The following is a 20831-nucleotide window of genomic DNA, read 5'->3' as shown; positions in this document are numbered from 1 at the left end:
GCGGTAAACGCCATTGAATACGTATGCAGGGTGATTCACGCCGATGGCGCGCTGCCTACCATAGCCACGCAGTCAACGGCCACCGCGCCATGACGCTCCCGGGTCTTCCGGGCAACCACAAAATCGATTGGCAACATTGCCTGGGAGGGGAAAATGTTGAACTGCAAGCGCAGCGCGCTGAGTATCGCGCTGGCCGTCGCCCTGACGCCGTTGGTGGCGTCGGCGCAGACCGCCGAACCCACTACGCCGACAGGGACCGCGGCCACCAACCTGGACACCGTGCAGGTCACCGGCATCCGCCGGGGCATCGAGAACGCGATCGCGATCAAGCAGGACGCCATTTCGGTGGTCGAGGCGATCTCGGCCGAAGACATCGGCAAGCTGCCCGATGTGAGCATCGCCGAATCGCTGGGCCGACTGCCCGGCCTGGCCGCCCAGCGCGTGGCCGGCCGCGCCCAGGTGATCAGCGTGCGCGGCCTGTCGCCGGACTTCGCCACCACCCTGCTCAACGGGCGTGAAGTGGTCAGCACCGGCGACAACCGCAGCGTCGAGTTCGATCAGTACCCCTCGGAACTGGTCAACGGCGTCACCGTGTACAAAACCCCCGATGCGGCACTGGTCGGCCAGGGCCTGTCGGGCACGATCGACATGCAGACCGTGCGCCCGCTCAGCTTCGCCGAGCGCGTGATCGCCATCAGCGGTCGCTACCAGAAGAGCTCGCTGGGCAAGGCCGCCAACGTCGACCCGTACGGCAACCGTTTCAGCGCCAGCTACATCGACCAGTTCCTGGACAACACCTGGGGCGTGGCGATCGGCTACGCGCACAGCGACATGCCGATCCAGGAAAACCAGGTGGGCCTGTACGAACCGTGGACCACCGAACAGACCGACCAGGGCAACCGCCCCGGTCTGGCCCCGGGCACGGTGTTCTCCGACGGCATCAAGGCGCTGCGCCGCACCGGCAACAACAAGCGCGACGGGCTGATGGCCACGGTGCAGTTCCGCCCGTCGAACGTGTGGACCAGCACCCTGGATGCGTTCCACACCGAAGCCGAGCAGATCGACACCGCCAACCAGTTCGAGCTCAACCTCAGCAACTACAACGGCGGCTACACCCCGGGCCTGCTGATCACCAACCCGCAGGTCAACGCCGATGGCACCTTCACCGGCGGCGTGGCCACCGGCGTGTATCCGCTGGTGCGTGGCATGTACAACACGCGCAAGGACAAGATCGACGCGTTCGGCTGGAACAACGAGTTCAACTTCGAGCGGGTGAAGGTCGTTGCCGACGTGAACTACTCCAAGGCCACGCGCGATGAGCTGAACCTGGAAAACAACCTGCAGCTCACCCCGATGCCGCAGCTGGATTCGGTGGGCGTGGTGGTCAAGCCGGATGGTTTCTCGCAGATCAGCCCGGGCCTGGACTATTCCAATCCCGATGCGCTGTTCCTGACCAACACCATCTACGGCTCCGGCTACGGCAAGGTGCCGATGGTGGAAGACCGGCTGAAGGGCGCGCGCCTGCAGGCCACCTTCGCCCTGCCCGAGGCGATGAAGTGGTTCGCCGACGTGGACGTGGGCGTGAACTACGCCGACCGCCGCAAGGAGAAGACCCAGGCCGAGGGCAACATCCTGCTCGGTGACCAGGGCGATGCCAACATCGCCAGCGACCTGCAGTACGCCCCGGTCAACCTGGGCTTCGCCGGCATCGGCCGCATTCCGTCCTGGAACGTGCCGGCGGCGGTGGACCGCTACATGGTGTTCAACCCGGTCACCAACCTGGACTACCTGATTCCCAAGGCGTGGACAGTGCAGGAAAAGACCAGTACCGCCTGGGTGCGCGCCAACATCAACACCGATATCGGCGACGTGGGCGTGCGTGGCAACATCGGCGTGCAGATGGTGCGCACCGACCAGAGCTCGCAGTCCAACTACTTTGATCGTTCGCGCCCGGCAGGCCAGGAAGTGCTGCCGATCGATGCCGGCAAGACCTACACCGACTGGCTGCCCAGCTTGAACCTGGTCTTCATGTTCCCGCACCAGCAGACGCTGCGGTTCGCGGCGGCCAAGCAGGTGGCACGCCCGCGCGTGGACCAGATGCGCGCCGGCCTGGAGTTCGGCGTGGACACGTCCACGGGCAAGCCGGGCGGCAGCGGCGGCAACCCGCTGCTGGATCCGTGGCGCGCCAATGCCATCGATCTGTCGTACGAGAAGTATTTCGGCGAGAAGGCCTACGTGGCCGCGGCGATCTTCTACAAGGACCTCAAGTCCTACGTGTACACGCAGTCGCGCGATGATTACGACTTCAGCGACCTGCTGGCCAGCTACGTGCCGCCGCCGGGCATGATCGTGCCGGTGCAGCAGACCGGCACGTTCTCGGCACCGCAGAACGGTGAGGGTGGCACGCTGAAGGGCCTGGAGCTGACCGCATCGTTCCCGCTGGAGATGCTGACCGAGAGCCTGCGTGGCTTCGGCGTGCAGGCCAGCGCGACGTTCAACGACAGCGACATCAAGATCCTGGACCCGGAAAGCGCGTCCAGCGTGGGCAGCGATCCGATCAGCCTGCCGGGCCTGTCCAAGCGGGTGTACAACTTCACCGCCTACTACGAGCGCAGCGGTTTCGAAGCCCGCATCAGCCAGCGTCGGCGCTCGGATTTCATCGGTGAGATCGGCAACTTCAACGGTAACCGCACACTGCGCTATGTGGTCGGCGAGAACGTCACCGATGCGCAGGTCAGCTACACCTTCGCCGACAGCAGCAGCCTGCACGGGCTGACCCTGCTGCTGCAGGGAAGCAACCTGACCAACGAGCCGTACCGCACCTACGCCGGCACCAAGGACCGTCCGCTGGAATACGTGGAATGGGGCCGCACTTACATGCTGGGCGTGAACTACAAGTTCTGATGCGGTAGTGCCATCGCTGCATCAACAGAGAACCCGCTGCTCCGGCAGCGGGTTTTTTGTTGGGCAATCGAGGGTTGCAGCGCGCAGGTCGGCGGATCGGGCGCTGGGTCCCCATGCCCGACCCACCGACCAAAGCCAGAAACGCCTGGCTTCCTCCTGCGCACCGCAAGCCGAGCCGCGTGGCAGCCGCTAGGCCCCTGGGCAAAATAAAGGACGAGGCCGCCCCGCGGCCGCGGGACACTACGCCAGGGGCCTACCGGCTGCTACGGGGCCCTCACGCTCGCGACCGACCCAAGCGGAGACACCACCCGATCCGCGCAGCGCCGAGACGCCCCGAGACCACATGCATATCGCTGTCCACCGTCCACCAACGCCATTGCGGCAAGACACTCCCCTCCCTGGGACAGGAACAAAAAAAGGGCGAGGCCAAAAGCCCCGCCCTCTCAATACCACCGGAAAACGTTCAGCCGCGACGCGCGCAGTACATCGATTGCGCCGGAAGCACCAGCTCGCCGGCGTCGGCGTGGCCCACGTCCGGGCCCGGCACGTGCAGCGCCTGCCATGGCCCCGCCGGCAACGCCACGCGCACCGCATCGGCCGACAGATTGAAGGCCAGCAGCAGCGTCTCGCCCGCGTGCCGCCGCTCGAACATCAGCACCGGCTCGGCCGTGGCCAGGAACACGATGTCGCCCACCAGCAGCGTCGGCATCGTCCGCCGCCAGCCCAGGAACGCGCGGAAGGCGCTCAACACCGAGTGCGGATCGTGCTCCTGCACCGCCACCGCCGCCGCCCGATGCTCGGCCGGGATCGGCAACCACGGCTCGCCCGTGGTGAACCCCGCCAGCGGCGCGTCCAGCCACGGCATCGGCGTCCGGCACCCGTCGCGGCCCTTGAAATTCGGCCAGAACGTGATCCCGTAGGGGTCCTGCAGCGCCTCGAACGGCACGTCCGCCTCGCCCAGCCCCAGCTCCTCGCCCTGGTACAGGCAGATCGACCCGCGCAGCGAGCACAGCAAGGCCACCAGCAGCCGCGCCAGCCGCGGCTGCGCCGGATACCCGCCCCAGCGCGTCACCGCGCGCTCCACATCGTGGTTGGAAATCGCCCAGCACGGCCAGCCTTCGGTCATCGTCGCCTCCAGCCGCGACACCGTGTCGCGGATGTAGCCGGCGCTGAAATCCTTCACCAGCAGCTCGAAGCTGTAGCCCATGTGCAGGCGGCCTGGCGCCGTGTACTCGGCGGTGGTGGCCAGCGAATCCTCGGCCGAGATCTCGCCCAGGCTCACCGTGCCCGGGTACTCGTCCAGCAGCCCGCGCAGGCGTTCGATGAACCCGAGGTTCTCCGGCTGGGTGTTGTTGTAGTAGTGGTACTGGTAGGCGTACGGATTGTCCGCGCTGAAACCGCGCCCCACCCGCTTCTCCAGCGGCTTGGCCGGGTTGTCGCGCAGCTGCGCGTCATGGAAGCAGAAGTTGATCGAATCCAGGCGGAAGCCATCCACGCCGCGGTCCAGCCAGAAGCGCACGTAGTCCAGCGTGGCCTGCTGCACGGCCGGGTTGTGGAAATCCAGGTCCGGCTGGTCGGCCAGGAAGTTGTGCAGGAAATACTGCTCGCGCCGCGGCTCCCACTGCCAGGCCACCCCGCCAAAGATCGACATCCAGTTGTTGGGCGGCGTGCCGTCCTCGCGCGGGTCGGCCCACACGTACCAGTCGGCCTTGGGGTTGGTGCGGTCCTGGCGGCTCTCGCGGAACCAGGCGTGCTCGATCGAGGTGTGGCTGAACACCTGGTCGATCATCACCTTCAGGCCCAGCGCGTGCGCCTTGGCCAGCAGGCGGTCGAAGTCCTCCAGGCGGCCGAACAGCGGGTCCACGTCGCGGTGGTCGGCGATGTCGTAGCCGAAGTCGGCCATCGGCGAGGTGAAGAACGGCGAAATCCAGATCGCGTCCACGCCCAGCGCCGCCACGTAATCCAGGCGTTCGATGATGCCGGGCAGGTCGCCCACGCCGTCGCCGTTGGCGTCCAGGAAACTGCGCGGGTAGATCTGGTAGATGACGGCGCCACGCCACCATGGAGTCTGCGACATTTCAGGGCCCCCTCCGGGCTTCCACGGCACCCGCATCGGGGCGCCAGAACGTAGCGACAAGCTTATCCGCGCGCCTCCGGCGATGGCGCCGCATGCATACGTATTCACGCCCGCGGACGGCCCGGACCGCCCCGGATGGCCTTCGCGGGCGGAAAACCACCGCACCGCCTATAATTCAGCTCAAGCCTGAAAGTCAGACCGCATGACCATCACCGAAGACACCCGCCCCGCGCTGGGCCTGCCCCAGATCCAGACGCTCGCCGCGCCCGACATGGCCGCCGTCGATGCCCTGATTCGCCGCCGACTGTCCTCGGATGTCGTGCTGATCAACCAGATCGCCGACCACATCATTTCGGCCGGCGGCAAGCGCCTGCGCCCGATGCTGGTGATGCTGGCTGGCCACGCGGTCGGCCAGGCCGGCCCGGAGCACCACCAGCTGGCGGCGATCATCGAGTTCATCCACACCTCCACCCTGCTGCACGACGACGTGGTGGACGAATCCAGCCTGCGGCGCGGCCGCAGCACCGCCAACGCGCTGTGGGGCAACGCCCCGAGCGTGCTGGTCGGCGACTTCCTGTACTCCCGCAGCTTCCAGCTGATGGTCGAGCTGGACCGCATGCCGGTCATGCGCATCCTCGCCGACACCACCAACCGCATCGCCGAAGGCGAGGTGCTGCAGCTGCTGCACGTACACAACCCCGACACCGACGAAGCCGCCTACCTGCGCGTGATCGAGCGCAAGACCGCGGTGCTGTTCGCCGCCGGCACCCGCCTGGGCGCGCTGGCCAGCGGCGTGGACGAGGCCACCCAGCAGGCGCTGTACGACTACGGCATGGCCCTGGGCTACGCGTTCCAGATCGCCGACGACGTGTTGGACTACTCGGCCAACGCCGACGAACTGGGCAAGAACCTCGGCGACGACCTGGCCGAAGGCAAGGCCACCCTGCCGCTGATTCACGCCATGGCGCATACCGACGCGACCACCCGCGAGCGCCTGCGCGAGATCGTGCAGAACGGCGATGCCGAGGCGATGCCGGAGGTATTGGCCGCCATCCACGCCACCGGCGGCCTGGAATACAGCCGTGCCCGCGCGGTGGAGTACGCCGACGCCGCCGAGCGCGCGCTGGACGGCCTGGCCGACAACGACGCCGTCGCCGCCCTGCGCGGCCTCGCCCGCTACGCGGTGCAGCGCTCGCATTGACGGAGGGTGTGCCGGTCGACGGTCGGCTCTACCGGATCGTTCATACGGGCCGACCGCTGGGCGAGGTGGTCCCGCATTCGCACGGGCCGACCGTTGGGGCCACGTGCTCCCTCATTCGCACGGGCCGACCAACGGGGTAACGTGGTCCCTCATTCGCACGGGTCGACCGCCGGGGCAACGGGGTCCCTCATTCGCACGGGTCGACCGCCGGGGCGGCGTGGTCCCTCATTCGCACGGGCCGACCGCCGGGGCAACGTGGCCCCTCATTCGTAGAGCCGACCGTTGGTCGGCTGCTCTTCGTTCCGGCACCACGATCGCCGATGAATGCACCGCGCCATGCGCGGTGCAGCCGACCAACGGTCGGCTCTACCGGATCGTTCGCACGGACCGACCGCCGGGCAATGTGGTCCCTCATTGGTACGGGCCGACCGCCGGGGCAACGGGGTCCCGCATTCGTACGGGCCGACTGCCGGGGCAACGTGGCCCTGATTCGTAGAGCCGACCGTTGGTCGGCTGCTCTTCGTCCCGGCACCACGATCGCCGATAAATGCACCGCGCCGTGCGCGGTGCAGCCGACCAACGGTCGGCTCTACCGGATCGTTCGCACGGGCCGACCGCCGGGCAAAGTGGTCCCTCATTCGCACGGGCCAACCGCAGGGGCGACGTGGTCCCTCATTGGTACGGGCCGACCGCCGGGGCAACGTGGTCCCGCATTCGTAGAGCCGACCGTTGGTCGGCTGCTCTTCGTCCCGGCACCACGATCGCCGATGAATGCACCGCGCCGTGCGCGGTGCAGCCGACCAACGGTCGGCTCTACCGGATCGTTCTCACGGGCCGACCGCCCAGGCAACGTGGTCCCTCATTCGCACGGGCCGACCGCCGGGCGACGGGGTCCCTCATTGGTACGGGCCGACCGCCGGGGCAACGTGGCCCTGATTCGTAGAGCCGACCGTTGGTCGGCTGCTCTTCGTTCCGGCACCACGATCGCCGATGAATGCACCGCGCCATGCGCGGTGCAGCCGACCAACGGTCGGCTCTACCGGCGTTTCGTCTCGAACCGCTCCTCGAAGAACACGTCCAGCGCCTTCCACGCGCGCTTGGCCGCGCGTTCGTTGTACAGGCACCCCGGCGGACTGTTGGCGTCCGATTCGGCGAAGCAGTGCACCGCGCCGCTGTAATTGGTGAACTCCCAGTCGACCTTGGCCGCGTTCATTTCCTGCTCGAAGCTGGCGATGTCGTCCTTGCTCACGCCCTTGTCGTCGGCGCCATTGAGCACCAGCACCGACGGATGGCTGCCACCGGCCTTGGCCGGCAGCGGTGAACCCAGCCCGCCATGCAGGCTCACCACGCCCGCCAGCGGCGCCCCGGCACGCGCCATCTCCAGCACGGTGGTACCGCCGAAGCAGAACCCGACCGCGCCGATCCGGCCTGCATCCAGCGGCGCCTTGCCCGCCTGCGCCTTCAGCACCTCGATCGCCTTCAGCGCCCGCGCACGCAGGACGGGCCGGTCGTTGCGCAGCTTGGTCGCCACCGGGCCGGCCTCGGCATCGGTCTTCGGGCGCACGCCCTTGCCGTACACATCGGCCACCAGCACCACGTAGTCATCGCCGGCCAGCTGCTTGGCCTTGGCAATCGCGGAGTCGTTCACGCCCTTCCAGTTGGGCACCATCACCAGCCCGGGTCGCTTGTCGCTGTCGCTGTCGTCGTAGACCAGGACGCCGCTGAACGTGGTGCCGTCCAGCGTCCACTCCACCGGCTTGGCCTGCATCGCCGCCAGGGCCGGCAACGCCGTCATCCCCAACAGCACCGCCGCACCCCACCGCCATTGCCTTTTCATGCGTCTGCTCCCGACAGAAAGAACCCCGAGTGTATGCCGGCCGCCTGACGACACCGTGTAGAGCCGACCGTTGGTCGGCTGCCGCTCGTTCGGTGACCGTTTCGCCACATCTGGCACGGAAATCGCCCCACGCCTCGAAACGGATCGCAGAGGCCGACCTCAACGGCTCGACGGACGCGCACCCGATCTGGCAGGCTGGCCGCCCCCGCGTAAGGAACGCCCGCATGACCCTTGTCGATCGCTTCCTCTCCGGCCTCGCACCGCGCCTGCCGGCAGACGACGCGCCGATGTGGGGCTGGATCGAAGGCGCCAGCAGCACCGACCTGCAGCGCCTGCGCGAACGCTGGCCGCAGGTTCCCGACAGCCTGCTCGCCCTGCTCGGCCGGGTCGATGGCACGCACTACCGTCCCTACCCCCAGGGCGAGGTCAACCTGCTGATGCTCGGCTCGGACCTCGGCAGCTACCCCTACTACCTGCGCTCGGTCGAGCAGATGTTCGAGGACAGCGCCCAGTGGGACGGCTGGGGAGAGAGCATCCGTTCGATCTATGAAGAATGGCTGGAGGAAGACCCCGCGATCCTCGGCGCGGGCATCGATGCCGACCTGCCCATGGGCCGGCGACTGTGCTTCGCGCACTGCGCCAACAACGGCGGCACCTCGGTGCTGTACCTGGATTTCGATCCCGCACCCGGCGGCCGCGTTGGCCAGGTGGTGCGCTACCTGCACGACCCGGACAGCTACGCCGTGATCGCCCCCAGTTTCGATGCGTACCTGCAACAGCTCATCGACGGCGGTTACGCCTTCATCGACAAAGACGCCTGACCATCGCATCGATGGCCATGGTCAACCCCGCGCATCCCGTAGAGCCACGCCATGCGTGGCTGCTTCTCGGCGCAGACCGCGCAGCCACGCTTGGCGTGGCTCTACCAGGTTCGCATCATCAGCGACCGCCTTCACCGACAAAGACGCCCGACCATCCCATCGATGGCCATGGTCAACCCCGCGCCCCCGTAGAGCCACGCCATGCGTGGCTGCTTCTCGGCGCAGACCGCGCAGCCACGCATGGCGTGGCTCTACCAGGCTCGCATCAGCGCGACCGCCTTCATCGACAAAGACGCCTGACCATCGCATCGATGACCATGGTCAACCCCGCGCCCCCGTAGAGCCACGCCATGCGTGGCTGCTCTCGGCGCAGGCCCGCAGCCACGCATGGCGTTGCTCTACCAGGCTCGCATCAGCAGCGACCGCCTTCATCGACAAAGACGCCTGACCATCGCACCGATGGCCATGGTCAACGCCGCGCCCCCGTAGAGCCACGCCATGCGTGGCTGCTCTCGGCGCAGACCCCGCAGCCACGCATGGCGTGGCTCTACGCGCAAGGGCAGCCGAGCAACGGTCGGCTCTACGCGATTCCGATCCCCGGGATCGCGGTGATCGCCTCCGGATCGAATCCGGCCAGTTCGGCGAAATGCCGCCCACGCGCGACGTAGTCGCGGTACACGCCATAACTCGGCGCGCCGGGGGAAAGCAGCACCACCCCACCCTGCCCACCCAGCGCGGTGCGTGCCAGCTGCATCGCCTCGGCCAGGTCGGCGGCGGCATGCAGGCCGAAACGGCCCGCGTCGGCCAACGGCTGCAACAACGCATGGATGCGCGGGCCGTTGGCGCCCAGGGTGACGATCTCCACCGGCGGCACGTCGTGGGCCATGTGCTGCACGAAATCGTGCCAATCCAGGCCGCGGTCGTGCCCGCCCACGAGCAGCGCGATGCGCTGCCCCGCAAAGCAGTCGAGTGCGGCCAGGCTGGCATGCGGGGTGGTGCTGATCGAGTCGTTGACGAAGGTGATGCCATCGCACGTGCCGATGGTCTGCAGGCGGTTGGGCAACGGACGGAAGTCCTGCACCGCCGCGGCCAACGCCACCGCGTCCAGGCCCAGCGCTTCCAGCGCGGCCAGTACCGCGCACAGGTTGCCGCGGTTGTGCCGGCCGGGCAGCGGCGTATGCGCGGTGTCGAACACCGCCTGCGCCCCCCGATGCACGACATCGCCCCGCATGTGCCAGCCCTCGGCCTGGTTGAACCAGACCACCTCGCTGCCTGGCAGCGACAGCGCCGCCAGGTGCGGGTCGGCGGCATTGAGCACGGCGATGCGCGGCTGCGCGTCGGTCACCAGGCGCAACTTGTCCTGGATGTAACGCGCTTCGCTGCCGTGCCAGTCCAGGTGCTCGGGAAACAGGTTGAGCACGATCGCCACCTGCGGGTGCGCGCCGCTGCGCGCGACCTCGCCGGTCTGGTAACTGGACAGCTCCACCGCCCAGTAGTCCGGTGCCGGATCGGGCGCCAGCACTTCCAGCAGCGGCAGGCCGATATTGCCCACCAGCGCGGTGCGCGCGCCCGAGGCACGCAGCAGGTGCGCCAGCAGCGAGGTGGTGGTGCTCTTGCCCTTGGTGCCGGTCACGCACACCGTATCGCGCACGGTGCCCTGTGCATCGGCATGCTCGGCGAACCACAGCGAGGTACCGCCGATGAACTGCGTGCCCTGCGCCGCCGCATGCAGCGCCGCCTCGCCATACGGGCTGATCCCCGGCGATTTGATCACCACCTCGAAGGCGGCCAGCGCGGCGCCGTCCACATCGGCGCGCACGTCCAGGCTACCGGCGGTTTCCTCGCGCGCAGCGGCCGCTTCGGCCGCCGGGCAGAACAGGGTCAGCGGCAGCGCGGGCAGCCGCTGTTGCAGCACGCGCCAGGCGGCACGGCCCTCGCGCCCCCAGCCCCACAACGCAACGCGTTTGCCTTCAAGCTGCGAAATTCGCACGCAGGCGCTCCCAGATCGGCGCCGGGATACGGTGTTCGCCCTCGAGCACCAGCAGCGGCGCGATGCCCAGCTCGGCGGCATCCAGCTGCGGCTGGATCTGCGCCACGAAACGCTTCACCAACGCGTCTTCGGCCCACTCCGGGCGCGCGGCCAGGGTGGCCATCGCCGCGCGCGATTCGCGGCCTTCGCCCACGCATTCGAACGGCTTGTGGTCCTGGAACTCGAGCAGCGCATCGAAGCCACCGGCCTGTTCCGGATCATCCAGCAGGTTGCGGCCGAAGATGCCCACCAGGCGCGTCTTGGGCATGAACGGGGCCAGCGCCAGGAACACGAAATGGCACTTCGGGCACACCCCGCACCAGCGGTTGACCGGGCGTTCGCCAAGAATGTGGAAATTGCGGTTGCAGCTGGAAAAATGCGCGTCGTACGCATCGCTCCTGGCGAACTGGCGCGCCACCGCGAGCTCCGACAACGGGCGCAGCAGCGAGTAGTAATGCAGGTCGGCGGCGACGTGCTGTTCCAGGTGCTCGCCAAAGGCCTGCTCGAACGCCCAGCCCTTCGACCACTGGTGGTTGACCTCGCCGGTGCCGGGAATCTGGCTGCCGTAGCTGGCCGAGCGCTCATTGGAGAAGACAACCTGGTCCACGCCCTGCAGCAGCGCGGCCAGCACCATGATCGCCGAATTCACCGCCGTCACCGGGATGTGGCCGTTCCAGGCGCCCTGGCGGTTCAACTCGAACAGTTCCGGGGCCAGCGCGCGGCCGATGTTCAGCGTGGGCAGCCCGGTGCGTTCGGCGCAGGCGCGGATCAACTGCGAGCCGCCGATCCACGTCACCGTTTCGGCGATGCCCAGCCCGCGCAGGGCTTCGATGCTGACCAGCGAATCCTTGCCGCCGCCGATCGCCACCAGCGCGTGCTCGCGCAGGCCCACCGCGGGGGCGGCAAACGCCGCGCCATCCACCGGCAGGCGGAAGCGGCCGCGCAGGTTCAGCCCGTTGCGGTAGGCGAACTCGCCCAGCCCGTTGAGGTAGATCGTTTCCACCAGCGCGGCGGTCGCCGCGTCGATGGCATAGCTGTCGATGCGCACCTGGTCCGGTACGCCGGCCTTGTAGTAGCTGACGCCGGCAATCAGGTGCAGCAGGCGCAGCGCGTGCTGCACCGCCTCGGCGCGGGCACCGTCGAGGACGAACGGCGCGCCGGGGATGGTCACCGTCTCGACCAGCTCGGGGCCGTCGTCGAAGGCGTAGACCAGGCGCGCCACGCCGGTGTCGGCAGCGAAATCGCAGCGCACGAAGCGGAAAACGGCAACCTGGTGTTTATCGAAAGCAGTCATGGTGTATCCGGTTCAGAGGGCGGCCGTGCGTTTGCACGGCGCGTCTTCAAGGGTGGGCGGCAGGCAGCGGTCACGGCACGTCATCGATGACGTCCTCGCGCGGCAGCTCGCGCTGGTTGTAGGTGTTGGCCATGACGTAGCCGTACGCACCGGCATCGGCGATCAGCATCACATCGTCCGGCGCGGTCGACACCGGCAGCTTGCGGCGCTTGCCGAACACGTCGCTGGACTCGCAGATCGGGCCGACCACGTCGAACACGGCCTCGGCATACCCGCCCAGCCGGCTGAGGTTCTCGATGTCGTGCCAGGCGTCGTACAGGGCCGGACGCATCAGCGTGTTCATGCCCGCGTCCAGGCCCACGCGGCGCACGCCATCCTTCTCGATCACCTGCGTGGCCGTGGTCAGCAGTACGCCGGACTCGGCCACCAGATAGCGACCGGGTTCGATCGCCAGGCGGAACGCCGGGTGCACCGCCTTGACCTCGGCCAGGCCGGCGGCCCAGGCCTCCAGGTCGAACGGCTCGTCGTCGGCAGTGTAGGGGATGGGCAGACCACCGCCGATGTCGATGGTTTCCACGCTGCCGATGCGGCGCGCGAAACCGGCCAGCTCATCGCACATCAGGCGCCAGTGCTGCGCGGTTTCCACGCCACTGCCCAGGTGCGCATGCAGGCCCACCACGCGCGTGCCCAGCTCGGTGGCCAGGCGCACGAACTCGTCCACGCGGGCGATCGGCAGGCCGAACTTGGAGTCCTTGCCGCCGGTGCGCACCTTGGCGTGGTGGCCTTCACCACGGCCCAGGTCCACGCGCAGCCACAGTTCGCGGTTGCGGAACAGCTCTGGCCAGCGCTGCAGCGCTTCAACGTTGTCCACGGTGACGGTCACGCCCAGCGCGAAGGCTGCGTCGTACTCGGCACGCGGGGCGAAGCTGGGGGTGAACAGCACGCGGCGCGGCGACAGCGTCGGCAGCGTGTTGAACACATGCTTGAGCTCGCCATGCGACACGCATTCCAGGCCAAAGCCTTCCTGCTCCAGCACCTCCAGGATGGCGGGGTGCGAGTTGGCCTTGATCGCGTAGTAACGCTGGTCGATGGCTTTGATGGCCGTCAGCGCGCGGGCGCGGGCGCGCACCGTGGGCAGGTTGTACACATAGCGCGGCGTACCGGCCTGCGCCAGGGTCAGCAGGTGCTCGCGCTGGCCACGCCACCAGGCGGTTTCGCGCGGACGCACGGTGCCGGCGATCTCGCGCCAGCGCGGGCCGAACACCTCACCCTCTTCGACCGGCATCGCGCCGCTGTCGATCAGCTCGGCATGCAGGATCGGCAGCAGGCCGTCGGCGTCGGCTTCGTCGATGACGAAGGTCAGGTTGAGGTCGTTGGAGGACTGCGAAATCATGTGCACGCGTTCGCGGCCGAACGTGGCCCACACGTCCGACAGCTTGTGCAGCAGCGAGCGCATGCCTCGCCCGACCAGGGTGATCGCCGCGCACGGCACGATGATCTTCACCTTGCAGATCTGCGACAGGTCGGCCGACAGGGCGGCCAGCACGTCGGTGTTGACCAGGTTCTCGGACGGGTCCAACGACACGGTCACGTTGGTTTCCGCCGAGCCGATCAGGTCCACCGACAGCCCGTGCTTCTTGAACAGCCCGAACACGTCGGCCAGGAAGCCGACCTGCTGCCACATGCCGATGCCTTCCATCGACACCAGCACGATGCCGTTGCGCCGGCTGATCGCCTTCACCCCCGGCACCGGCGCGGCGTTGCCGTCGATGCTGGTGCCCGGCAGTTCCGGGCGCTCGGTATCCAGGATCGCCATCGGCACGCCGGCGTCGCGGCACGGCTTGATCGAGCGCGGATGCAGCACCTTGGCGCCGGTGGTGGCGATTTCCTGCGCTTCGTAATAATCCAGGCGGGTCAGCAGGCGGGCGTCGGGCACGTCGCGCGGGTTGGCGCTGAACATGCCCGGCACGTCGGTCCAGATTTCCACGCGGCTGGCGCCGAGCAGCGCGCCGAAGTACGCCGCCGAGGTGTCCGAGCCGCCGCGGCCGAGGATGGCGGTGCCGCCATCGGCGTGCCGCGAAATGAAGCCCTGGGTGATCAGCATGCGCGTGGGCTGCGCGCGGAAGCGTGCGGCCCACTCGGCATCGGCACGCCACTGGCAGTTCACCGACAGGCGCTGCGACCAGTCGCTCTGGTTGGGCTGCGGCGGCAGCGCATCCAGCCACTGGCGTGCATCCATCCAGCCGAAGTCCAGGCCACTGGCGCGCAGGTAGGCCGCGCCGACGGTGGAGGACAGCAGCTCGCCCTGGCCCAGCACGTCGGCCTGCCAGTCCAGCGGGCGGCTGGCCGCGCGCGGGTCATCCAGCAGCCCGGACAACCCCGCCAGGCGCTCATCCAGCGCGCCGGCGTCGAGCGCCAGGTCCACCAGGAACGCACGATGGCGCGCCACCAGCGCATCCATGCGGGCACGGCTGTCGGCGGCACCATCGGCGATGGCGGTCAGTTCGTTGGTCACCCCGGACAACGCCGAGACCACCACCAGCACGCGCGCACCGGTCTCTTCCGCACGTTTTTTCGCCAGCTTCCCGATCGTGTCCCAGCGGTGACGACGCGACACGGAGGTGCCGCCGAACTTCAGTACGATCCAGCGATCGACAAGGGGGGAAGCTGACATGGAGGTAAAGGGGGTTTCGTAGTGGGAGGGGGGGATTCGCCCGGCACACCGGCCGAACTCCCGATTCTATGCCAAGCCCGGCCCCGGCAGGGCCAGCCAGCGCACCCGCGCGGCCCCGGAACCGGCCCGGGTTGGTAAGCTGCCCGACCGTTTCGCAGACCCCCACCGCCATGACTTCCCGCCGTTTCCTGCAGTTGGACGTGTTTTCCCCCCGCCCCGGCGCCGGCAACCCGCTAGCCGTGGTGCTCGACGCCGAGGGCCTGGACGAGGCCAGCATGCAGGCCATCGCGCGCTGGACCCGGCTGCCGGAGACCACCTTCGTGTTTGCCCCGGAAACGGCCGGCACCAGCTACCGCATCCGCATGTTCAGCCCACAGAAGGAAGTGCCCTTTGCCGGCCATCCCAGCGTTGGCACGGCCCACGCCGTGCTCGAGGCCGGGTTGGCCGCGCCGCTGGAGGGAATGCTGGTGCAGGACGGCATCGCCGGGGCGTTGCCGCTGCGCGTGGCCGGTGACGGCGCGTCGCGCAGCATCGCCATCCGCACCCCGCGCGCCAGCGTCGCCGAGGTGACCACCGCCGCCGACCCGCGCCTGCAGGCCGCACTGGCCGGCTGGGCGTTGGGCGCGCTGCCGCCGGCGCGCATGGCCGGCGGGCGCAGCTGGTGGGTGGTGGAACTGGATGAGGAGGCCACGCTGCGTGCGCTGCGCCCGGACTGGGACGCGATTGCCGCGCTGGCCGAGGCCACCGACAGCATGGGCGTGTTCGCCTACGCGCGCAGCGAGGGCCAGGCATGGGACCTGGCCGTGCGCGCCTTCGTCGGCAGTGGCCGCCGCTTCGAAGATGCGGCCTCCGGCGCGGCCAACGCCGTGCTGGCGGCGTGGCTGGACAGCCGCGATGCCCTCCCGGCCGGCGCGCGCGACTACGTGGTCAGCCAGGGCCGCGAAGTCGGCCACGACGCGCGGCTGCACCTGCATATCGACGCCGCCGGCGATGTCTGGTCCGGTGGCCAGGTGCAGACCGTCATCCGCGGCACCCTGGACTGGTAAGCGCGCCGCAGCGGTTCAGCGCGCGGCCTCGTAGACCGGGCGGCCATCCACCCAGGTCGAGCGCACCTGCAGCTCGGCCAACTGCGCCGCCGGCACCGCCAGCGGGTCGCGGTCGAGCACCACGAAGTCGGCGCGCAGCCCCGGCCGCAGGCGGCCCACCTCGGTGTCGTCATGCCCGGCCCAGGCCGCGTCGGCGGTAAAGCCACGCAGCGCCTCGGCAGCGCTCAGGCGCTGGTCCGGCAGCCAGCCGCCCGGCGGCTGCCCCGCGCGGTCCTGCCGCGTCACCGCTGCGTACAGCCCCAGCCGCGGGTCCACCTGCTCCACCGGGAAATCCGAGCCCAATGCGAGATGCGCGCCGGAGGCCAGCATCCGCCGCCATGCATACGCGCCCTGGATGCGCTCCGGGCCCACCCGGTCCTGCGCCCAGCCCATGTCCGAGGTGGCGTGGGTGGGCTGCATCGAGGCGATCACGCCCAGCGCGGCGAAGCGCGGGATGTCCGCCAGCGCCACCACCTGCGCATGTTCGATGCGCCAGCGATGGTCACGCGATTTGCCGTCGCCCAGCACCCGCGCATAGGTGTCCAGCGCGATCCGGTTGCCGCGATCGCCGATCGCGTGGGTGGCCACCTGCAGCCCGCAGCCATCGGCCTTGCGCACCGCCACGTCGAAGGCATCGGGCGAGGTCACCAGCAGCCCGCGGTTATGCGGGTCGTCGCTGTAGTCGGCCAACAGCGCGGCCCCGCGGCTGCCCAGCGCGCCATCCATGAACAGCTTCACGCCCTGCATTTCCAGGCGTCCGCCCGGGTGGCGATACGCCCCGTGTGCGCACAGATCGGCCAGCGCCTCGGCGTCGCCATCGGCGTAGGCATCGATGCGCAGCGGCAGCCGGCCGGCATCGGCGAAACGGCGCATCAGCGCCAGGTCCTCGCGTGAGACGCCCATGTCATGCACGCCGGTCAGCCCCTGGCTGACCGCTTTGCGCAGTGCGCGGGCCAGCATCTGCTCGCGCGCGGCCTCGCCCGGAGCCGGGATCGCCGTACGCACCAGCTCCATCGCGCCGTCGATGAAGACTCCGCTGGGCTGGTGGCGCGCATCGCGGACGATGCGCCCGCCCGCCGGCTGCCAGCGCCCGGCCAGGGCACGCTGCCCGGACTGCTGCGCCAGTGCGCGCAGGGCGGCGCTGTTGGCCCAGCCGGCGTGCCCGTCGATGCGCCCGAGCCAGACCGGACGCGCCGGGAACGCCGCATCGAGGTCGGCCGCGGTCGGGAAATCCGTCTGCGCCCAGTGGTTCTGGTCCCAGCCGTTGCCCAGCAGCCAGCCGTCCGGGTTGTCGGCGGCGAAGCGCTGCAGCCGCGCGATGATCTCGGCCTTGCTGGTCGCGCCGCTCAGGTCGGCCTGCATCAGCGTGGCGCCCAGGAACATCAGGTGGGCATGCGCATCGATCAAGCCCGGCACCACGGTCGCATCGCCCAGGTCGGTCACCGTCGCCAGCGGGTAACGCTCCCGCAGCGCGTCGCGCTCGCCCACCGCCAGCACGCGGCCGCTGGCGTCGTCCCAGGCCAGCGCGGTAGCGGCCGGCGCATCGGTTTCACCGGTGTGGATGGTCGCGGCGGTCAGCAGCCGCACATCGGCCTGCGCCTGGGCGGCACACAGACAGGACAACAGGACAGCCAGAACACGAACGCGCATACGATGCTCCCCGCAACAAAACAGGGGCGACTATGCCGCCCCTGCCGGGTTCACTCAATGCGCGCTGCGGCACGCTCAACCGGCCAGCTCGGCCTCCAGGCTGATCGGCACCGCGCTCAACGCCTTGGACACCGGGCAGTTCTGCTTGGCGTCGTCGGCGATCGCACGGAACTGCGTCGCATCGATGTTCGGCACCACGGCCTTGACCGTCAGGGTGATCTGCGAAAGCTGCGGACCGCCTTCCATCGACAGGTCGACCTTGGCCTCGGTGTCCAGCGAGGTCGGCACGAACCCGGCCTCGGTGAGCTTGGCCGAGAGGGCCATGGTGAAGCAGCCGGCGTGCGCGGCGGCGATCAGTTCTTCCGGGTTGGTGCCCTTCTCATCGCCGAAGCGGCTGCTGAAGGCATAGCGGGTCTTGTCCAGCAGGCCGCTCTGCGGCGTGCTCAATTGTCCCTTGCCTGTCTTGAGGTCACCTTCCCAGTGCGCGGTGGCATGACGCGAAATACCCATCGGTTGTTCTCCTGCGGATGAATGGCAGGACCAGCATGGACCGTGCGGCGTTAGCACCGTGTCGGGCCGGTGTGTCGGCGCCGGCAGTGCCGTTCCCGCCGCCACCCGACGGCGCCCGGGCGACGCAAAAAAACCGCTGTTTTCAAGGGGGTTGCGCCCTCCAGACACCCGCCGCCGGGCCCTGCCCCGCCCAGGCCCAGGTCGCGCCGACCCCTGTTTTTCGGCTATGTACTGATGCACTGCGGTAACCGACACGCGGGAAATCGCGAATATTTATGCGATTGCCTATTGGCGGCGCCGCGTTGTTGCCCTACATTTCGCTTGCCGACGGGGTTCGGCGCGACCAAACAACCAACCGTTCACGGAACAGGAAACCATGGCAAAGACCGCTAAGAAGGCTGCCCCGAAGAAGGCAGTAAAGAAAGTCGCTACCAAGGCAGCCGCCAAGCCGGCCGCTCCCAAGCCGATCAAGGACGTACTGAGCAAGTCTGGTCTGGTTGCACACATCGTTGAAGCGTCCGGCGTTGTCGCCAAGGACGTGCGCGCCGTGCTCGCCTCGCTGGAAGGCGCCGTCGCCGCTTCGGTGCACAAGAAGGGCGCGGGCAGCTTCACCCTGCCGGGCCTGCTGAAGATCACCACCGTCAGCGTTCCGGCCAAGCCGAAGCGCAAGGGCATCAACCCGTTCACCAAGGAAGAGCAGTGGTTCGCCGCCAAGCCGGCCTCCACCAAGCTGAAGGTGCGTCCGCTCAAGAAGCTCAAGGACGCTGCGCTGTAATCAGCGCGTTTCCTGCAGCACCCGGACGGGACGGCCTTGGCCGTCCCGTTCTTTTTTGGCTTTCCTGCGCGCCTCCGGCACGCACTGCGTGGGGTACGCGTGCGGCGGTTGCGGCTCGCCCGCCTGACTATCCATTGTCTGTCCAGGGCGGGGCCCAGCAGGCATGGCCCCTGCCATCCCGGCAGACCGCGCAACACAGCGTTGCCCACGCCGGCGTGCAGGCCTTCCACGCGCGCAAACGCTGCTGCCACGGCCTTCCCGGCCCGGTCGGTCAGGACTGGAACGCACAAGGTGGAACACTGCGTGCGACCGCGCCGGTCGCCGCTGGCGATGGGCACGCCTATGGTGGGCCTGTCCCCACACCGCCGGCCGCCATGACCAGTCCCTCCCAGCGTTACCGCATTACCGTCACTCCGATCGAGAAGGACGGGCTGCAGTGCAGCGGACGCTGCACGATCGAACTGGAACACCGCGCCCAGCAGGACTGGATGCGGCTGCTGGAAGTGGCACGCCGTCAGGCCGGCTTGAGCGGCGACGAGCGCGCCGCGGCCATCGTGGCCACCCAGTTGCTGCACGACCTGGCCCGCCGCCATGCGCAGGAACCGGACCACCCGCTGACCCGCCTGCAGCCGCAGCTGGGGCAGGTGCTGGACGCCTTGCAGGACATCCAGCAGGCCCCCTGAGCCCGCCGCCCGGCCGTTACACTCTGCCCTTCTCCGGGGAGAGACCGCCATGCACCGTGCCATGTTCCTGTTACCGCTCCTGCTGGGCGGCTGTTCCTGCCAACGCGATGCCGGCGACGCCAGCCGCGCGCACGCAGCCGTTGCAGCGCAGCCGAACGACGCCGCCAGCGGCGACGCCCTGGGCGACATCCCTATCCCCGCGCTCAGCGCGGTGGCTGCCGGTGCGGACAGCGAAGGCCGCGTGGTGCGCCATTACCTCAATGCGGTGATGCGCGGTGATCGCGCCGCCGCCGATGCGTTCTGGAGCACTGGTCGGTCCCTCGGTGCCGACGATGCCGCCCTGCGCGACCTGCCCGGCCTGCCCGGCCTGCGCACGCTGCGGGTGGAGACCGATGCGCCGATCGCCCGCGACGAGGACCAGCCCTCGCGGCTGCGCGAAGTACCCGTGCGGATCCGCGCCGCCACCGTCGACGGGGTGCAGCGCTACAAAGGCTGGTACCGCCTGCGACCCAAGCCCGATGGCAGCGGCTGGGAAATCCATGCCGCGTCCCTGCAACCGATGCTCGACTGAGCCGCCGGCAACCGCGGCGCTGCGTGCGCCCCGTATCCAAGCTGGATTCAGCCGAAGGCGCTATCGTGGGCGTCTTCCTCCCACCTCCCACGGCCTGACACCATGAACGCACGCCCGCTGTTGTCCCGCCTTGCCGCCTGCACCGTCTTGATCGCCGCTGCGGTCGGCGCGCAGGCTGCCCCCAGCGTCTCCGGTCGCCAGCTGTCGGTCGGGGCCAGCGACGTCCAGCAGTACCTCGACGGCAGCTTCCCGCGCACGCAGGATGCCCTCGGCGGCCTGATCGCCATGACCATGAGCCACCCGCAGCTGACCCTGCCGCAAGGCAATCGCCTGGACCTCGGCTTCGACGTGGCGATGGCCACCGCCGGCAGTGCGCCTGCGCCGCTGGGCAAGGTCAAGCTGAGCAGCGGCCTGCGCTATGACGCGCAGACCCAGGGCTTCCACCTGGACCAGCCGACCGTGGACGATTTCACCCCGGCCAACAATGGCGGCCGCCTCGACTCCCGCACCCGCAGCCTGCTCAACGCCTGGCTGACCGACTACGCGCGGCGCGAGCCGATCTACAAGATCGACCCGACCGTGGCCAGCGTGCTGGGCGCGTTGCAGGTGCAGTCGGCGCAGGTGCAAAACGGCAAGCTGGTGGTCACCTTCAACCAGGACCTCGGCAAGCTGGTGCCGGCGGGTGTGTTGGGCCGATAACCTCGAACCAGGCCGCGGCCC

General features: G+C 68.9%; 15 protein-coding genes. 8 read left to right on the top strand and 7 right to left on the bottom strand.

Going from position 1 to position 20831, the window contains the following annotated elements:
• Positions 1-153: 153 nt before the first annotated feature.
• Positions 154-2904, top strand: a complete 2751-nt coding sequence (locus AC1DGC_RS07540; protein WP_478047550.1) for a TonB-dependent receptor — start codon at positions 154-156, stop codon at positions 2902-2904.
• A 463-nt stretch (positions 2905-3367) separates the two neighbouring features.
• On the opposite strand, the gene AC1DGC_RS07535 is transcribed toward AC1DGC_RS07540, so the two are convergent.
• Entirely contained in the window at positions 3368-4981 is a 1614-nt protein-coding gene (locus tag AC1DGC_RS07535; RefSeq protein WP_394161767.1) for an alpha-glucosidase, read from the bottom strand.
• Between the two features lie 202 nt (positions 4982-5183).
• Between AC1DGC_RS07535 and AC1DGC_RS07530 the strand changes: the two genes are divergently transcribed.
• Positions 5184-6182: a polyprenyl synthetase family protein gene (locus tag AC1DGC_RS07530; RefSeq protein WP_259203762.1), complete on the top strand. Its 999-nt coding sequence runs from the start codon at positions 5184-5186 to the stop codon at positions 6180-6182.
• A gap of 1036 nt (positions 6183-7218) precedes the next feature.
• Here AC1DGC_RS07530 and AC1DGC_RS07525 read toward each other — a convergent pair.
• Entirely contained in the window at positions 7219-8019 is an 801-nt protein-coding gene (locus tag AC1DGC_RS07525) for a dienelactone hydrolase family protein (protein WP_478047549.1), read from the bottom strand.
• Between the two features lie 224 nt (positions 8020-8243).
• On the opposite strand from AC1DGC_RS07525, the gene AC1DGC_RS07520 reads away from it, so the two are divergent.
• Positions 8244-8840 (top strand): SMI1/KNR4 family protein, encoded by a 597-nt coding sequence (locus AC1DGC_RS07520; RefSeq protein WP_478047548.1) that lies wholly within the window; start codon positions 8244-8246, stop codon positions 8838-8840.
• A 580-nt stretch (positions 8841-9420) separates the two neighbouring features.
• Here the strand turns inward: AC1DGC_RS07520 and murD are convergent.
• The 3 genes from murD to AC1DGC_RS07505 all read right to left on the bottom strand — a co-directional run bounded on the left by murD (position 9421) and on the right by AC1DGC_RS07505 (position 14837).
• Positions 9421-10830, bottom strand: coding sequence for a UDP-N-acetylmuramoyl-L-alanine--D-glutamate ligase (murD, locus tag AC1DGC_RS07515; RefSeq protein WP_478047547.1), 1410 nt, complete (start codon positions 10828-10830; stop codon positions 9421-9423).
• The gene (gene murL, locus AC1DGC_RS07510; protein ID WP_259203758.1) at positions 10811-12163 is read right to left on the bottom strand and encodes a UDP-N-acetyl-alpha-D-muramoyl-L-alanyl-L-glutamate epimerase; all 1353 of its coding nucleotides are present in this window, start codon (positions 12161-12163) and stop codon (positions 10811-10813) included. The genes murD and murL overlap by 20 nt, the downstream gene beginning before the upstream one ends.
• Positions 12164-12233: 70 nt before the next feature.
• Positions 12234-14837, bottom strand: a complete 2604-nt coding sequence (locus tag AC1DGC_RS07505) for a bifunctional aspartate kinase/diaminopimelate decarboxylase (RefSeq protein ID WP_478047546.1) — start codon at positions 14835-14837, stop codon at positions 12234-12236.
• 170 nt (positions 14838-15007) lie between these two features.
• Between AC1DGC_RS07505 and AC1DGC_RS07500 the strand changes: the two genes are divergently transcribed.
• The gene (locus tag AC1DGC_RS07500; RefSeq protein WP_478047545.1) at positions 15008-15883 is read left to right on the top strand and encodes a PhzF family phenazine biosynthesis protein; all 876 of its coding nucleotides are present in this window, start codon (positions 15008-15010) and stop codon (positions 15881-15883) included.
• Positions 15884-15898: 15 nt separating this feature from the next.
• On the opposite strand, the gene AC1DGC_RS07495 is transcribed toward AC1DGC_RS07500, so the two are convergent.
• Positions 15899-17572 (bottom strand): amidohydrolase, encoded by a 1674-nt coding sequence (locus tag AC1DGC_RS07495; RefSeq protein WP_478047544.1) that lies wholly within the window; start codon positions 17570-17572, stop codon positions 15899-15901.
• Between the two features lie 75 nt (positions 17573-17647).
• Entirely contained in the window at positions 17648-18082 is a 435-nt protein-coding gene (locus AC1DGC_RS07490) for an OsmC family protein (RefSeq protein ID WP_259203749.1), read from the bottom strand.
• 376 nt (positions 18083-18458) lie between these two features.
• Between AC1DGC_RS07490 and AC1DGC_RS07485 the strand changes: the two genes are divergently transcribed.
• From AC1DGC_RS07485 to AC1DGC_RS07470, 4 genes are all read left to right on the top strand, one after another.
• Positions 18459-18857, top strand: coding sequence for an HU family DNA-binding protein (locus tag AC1DGC_RS07485; protein WP_228886225.1), 399 nt, complete (start codon positions 18459-18461; stop codon positions 18855-18857).
• Between the two features lie 374 nt (positions 18858-19231).
• The gene (locus AC1DGC_RS07480) at positions 19232-19540 is read left to right on the top strand and encodes a DUF3861 family protein (RefSeq protein ID WP_259203748.1); all 309 of its coding nucleotides are present in this window, start codon (positions 19232-19234) and stop codon (positions 19538-19540) included.
• 61 nt (positions 19541-19601) lie between these two features.
• Positions 19602-20111, top strand: coding sequence for a hypothetical protein (locus tag AC1DGC_RS07475; protein WP_478047543.1), 510 nt, complete (start codon positions 19602-19604; stop codon positions 20109-20111).
• Between the two features lie 102 nt (positions 20112-20213).
• The gene (locus AC1DGC_RS07470; RefSeq protein ID WP_259203746.1) at positions 20214-20810 is read left to right on the top strand and encodes a DUF1439 domain-containing protein; all 597 of its coding nucleotides are present in this window, start codon (positions 20214-20216) and stop codon (positions 20808-20810) included.
• The last annotated feature ends 21 nt before the right edge of the window (positions 20811-20831 follow it).

It is taken from the genome of Stenotrophomonas sp. 05N37 (assembly GCF_056397365.1).
The sequence above is the reverse complement of the archived record's forward strand: the minus strand, read 5'-3'. Positions and strand labels throughout refer to the sequence as shown.